General features: G+C 33.5%; 4 protein-coding genes. All 4 read left to right on the plus strand.

The features are described 5' to 3' along the window. The coding region (locus tag KCG35_RS24285) for a hypothetical protein (protein WP_215822439.1) at nt 1-302 on the plus strand (302 nt) is incomplete at its 5' end. Further along, nucleotides 299-1,669, plus strand: coding sequence for an outer membrane protein assembly factor BamB family protein (locus KCG35_RS24290; RefSeq protein WP_215822440.1), 1,371 nt, complete (start codon nt 299-301; stop codon nt 1,667-1,669). The genes KCG35_RS24285 and KCG35_RS24290, both read left to right, overlap by 4 nt. A gap of 58 nt (nt 1,670-1,727) precedes the next feature. Further along, the gene (locus KCG35_RS24295; protein ID WP_215822441.1) at nt 1,728-2,117 is read left to right on the plus strand and encodes a hypothetical protein; all 390 of its coding nucleotides are present in this window, start codon (nt 1,728-1,730) and stop codon (nt 2,115-2,117) included. Nucleotides 2,118-2,128: 11 nt separating this feature from the next. After that, nucleotides 2,129-3,130, plus strand: a 1,002-nt coding sequence (locus KCG35_RS24300; protein ID WP_215822442.1) for an ankyrin repeat domain-containing protein, incomplete at its 3' end; no start/stop codon positions are given.

The raw sequence follows: 3,130 nt of genomic DNA on the forward strand, positions 1-3,130 counted from the left end.
CACTTGTAGGTAAAGAATTTGATAATACCTATGCGTCTGGCAGGCTCATGGATGAATTTGTAAAGGATATGATTTTGTTGTACAAAAAACCGGATCAAGTTAGGTACTGGGAATTTGCTGATTTAGCATTGGAAGCAAAGAAACCTGAGATGGTTAAAGAAATTTTAGATAAAATCAAAAATGACCAAGTCCTTCAAAATAAATTAATGAAAAGGTTTAATATAACTGACAAAATAAAGTTTAAAAAATTTACTAAGCAGAGGTTGGTAAAAATAGTAAACGAGCTAATGAGGAAGATATGAAAATAAAAAATTATCCTGGTGCAGTAAGTTTTGGGGTTTTGTATGATGATTTTTATAAAGCTTATGATGGGATACTTGCTGACGATAAAAATTGTGTAAATACCGATTTGTATAATAAAATTGTTGGTGATATAGTTTTTTTTGAAAACGACTGTCTAATGATTTCTTCTTTGTTTGGTAGCGAAAATGATTTTGTTAGTGTGATTAATCTCCCGAATTTTGATAATGTTCAAATTCAAGGTTTAAAAAAAGATGAAATAAAAGGTATATACTATTTTAGTAATGGTTTTGTCTGTTGTGATTGTCCTAGCGGGATGAGTCTTTTTTTAAATACAAAAACTGGCGTTAAATTAGAAATGCCAAAAAATGGTATGTGTGAGTTTATAAGTGAGAGTATTATTATTTCATGTGATGGTGAAATAATATACTGTTATGACTGGCAGGGTAATCTTAGTTGGTCTTATAAAGCAGGTGAATTAGGTTTTAAGGTTGAATTAAATCTTTTTGATGTACGGAAAGATTATCTTGTATTTAATTCAGGAGTCAATCAGTCTGATCAAGGGGAAGTTGTTTGCTTAGAAAAGAAAACGGGTAAATTAGTCTGGAAAAACACGTACCCTAAACTAGTTGATAGTGCAATTATTTTAAATAATAAATATTACATTGCCGTAGGCAACCAAATGCTTGTGCTTGACCCATTTACGGGTGAAGAATTGTTATCATTTATGGCTGATATACCTGATCAGGACGAAACTATTTTATGGACAGATGATATTTTACTTTATGTAATTGCAGCCCAATCGAATGAGTTACTTGCTTACAGCTTGGATGGTCAGCAATTGATAAAACGATACAAAATCCCAAGTCATCCTTGTATTAACTTTAGAAATATTCCTAAAAGCCACAAACAGGTTAACTACTTAAGTTTAACATTCGGACCAGATACCTTAGCAGGCGTTGAATGTGGAGTGTTAAGCTGGACTTCTGAAGAAGTATTGGCAGGAAAGCCCCTAGAAATAGAAGAAAAGCCCCCAATGGCTATTATCACTGCAGGCGAAGAAGATGGATCTCAAAGTTATTATGTCAATGTTCCCTGTGAAAGTATTCATGAAGTAATACGATTTGGTGAAATTACGGCAAAAAAAATCGCTGCATTAAGAGGAAGACAACTATGGGAGAATGATGAGACATTAAATAAAAAATTTAATGGGAATATCATTTTAATGATTGATCCTGCTGTTGGAAAAGAATACTCAAACTGCCTAACGACATTAACTGAGCGTTGTAATTCGTTTTGTAAAACCATGGATATAACGGCCGGCAATGGTAAGGCTCCAATAAACGTTAGCTGGGAGTTTAATGAGTAGATAATATCCTACATGCAAGTCCATTATTTTTAATATTTTACAGTGATATTCGTTAGCAGTGACCAATAACAACAAAAGCAGTATCAGCCAGTATTACCGTTGGGTATGCAACATCATTGTTTTATTTTTTTTCTGTATACAGTTACCTGTCTATGGATTAAACCCTGATGGTTTTGAACAAGGCATGCATGTGGGGCATGTTTTTGCTCGCGCTGTGGTCAAAGATGACAATGGCCATCCCCTGTGGGCAGAATATAATGCACAAGGTGGCTATACGCGTATTGCGGTATCCGGTCAAAAAGCAGCCGCGGCAAGTGTCATGGCCGGTGAAACCGTTTTAGGGTGGTATCAATTGTTTGACACAGTTAAGCCATTTCATCTACCTAAGGAAGCTATAAAGAAAAATGGACTTAAACTTTTGAAAAATTATATACCTGAAGAGGATTAAGGTTAAAAGATATGTCTTCAACTTACGTAACATTATCAATTAGTAATAGTGAGTTTGATATTTCAAGGAAAATATGTGAAGAGCTATCTAATTTAAATAAAGAGAACTTTAAGGTCATTGCTGCTTCCATATGTGAAGAAATATTGCAAGTTAGCTGCAAGGAGATTGACTTGTTATCAGGCATATTTCTTGAGTATGAAGTAGTGGCTGATAAAGAGGCGAGTTTCTCTGGTAATTATGTTTGCTTGAAGGTTGGATTGTCAGAGGGGGTAGAAAAATTATTCGATTTTTTTGTAAAAAATCGAATTAGTGAATTTGTAATGGAAGCATATAATTCAGAGTGGCAAAGCTTTGATAATGGATATCCTGAAGCAATAAAGTACATTTGGCGAAATGGTAAAAAAAATATCTTTGAATTTAATCCAGATATTGATGAGGATGTATCAAAAGAAACCATTGACTTTATTGCTGCATGTAAAAAAAATGACGTTAAGTCAGTAGAAAAGCTAATTAATCAGGGAGTTGATCCTTTAGTCTGTTATGAGTACTACCCAGGGTTATTGCATGCGGTTAAGAATGACTCAATAGATGTGGTTGAATATTTAATAAGATCAGGTTTTGATATAAATATCGATGTTGTAGATTGTGAAGAGAATAAGGTTAATGCTCTTATAATTGCAGTCAAGGAAGATAATAATCGTATGGTCAGTTTTTTAATAAAAAATGGGATCGATGTAAATTATGAAGACTCTCAGGGAGATACAGCATTAAGCTGGTCACTGTTAGAGTGCAACTTTAAAGCAGCTAAAATATTGATAGATAATGATGCAGATGTTAATGGAAAAGATAAATATGGCAACCCATATATTTTCAATATGATGCTAAAGTTGAATGAGATTAGTGAATTTTTGAAAGAGATCAATTCTCTGTTTGATATGTTTGTTGATTCAGGGTTAGATGTCAGTATTTCAAATAAAGGGCATACAATTTTTTTTGAAGCAGTAAGAACAGGA

It is taken from the genome of Zooshikella harenae, from assembly GCF_018837975.1.
Classification (GTDB): Bacteria; Pseudomonadota; Gammaproteobacteria; order Pseudomonadales; family Zooshikellaceae; genus Zooshikella; species Zooshikella harenae.

Excerpts from the sequence above, each read along its gene's own strand:
- KCG35_RS24290 (WP_215822440.1), top strand. The coding sequence starts at position 299 with ATGAAAATAAAAAATTATCCTGGTGCAGTAAGTTTTGGGGTTTTGTAT.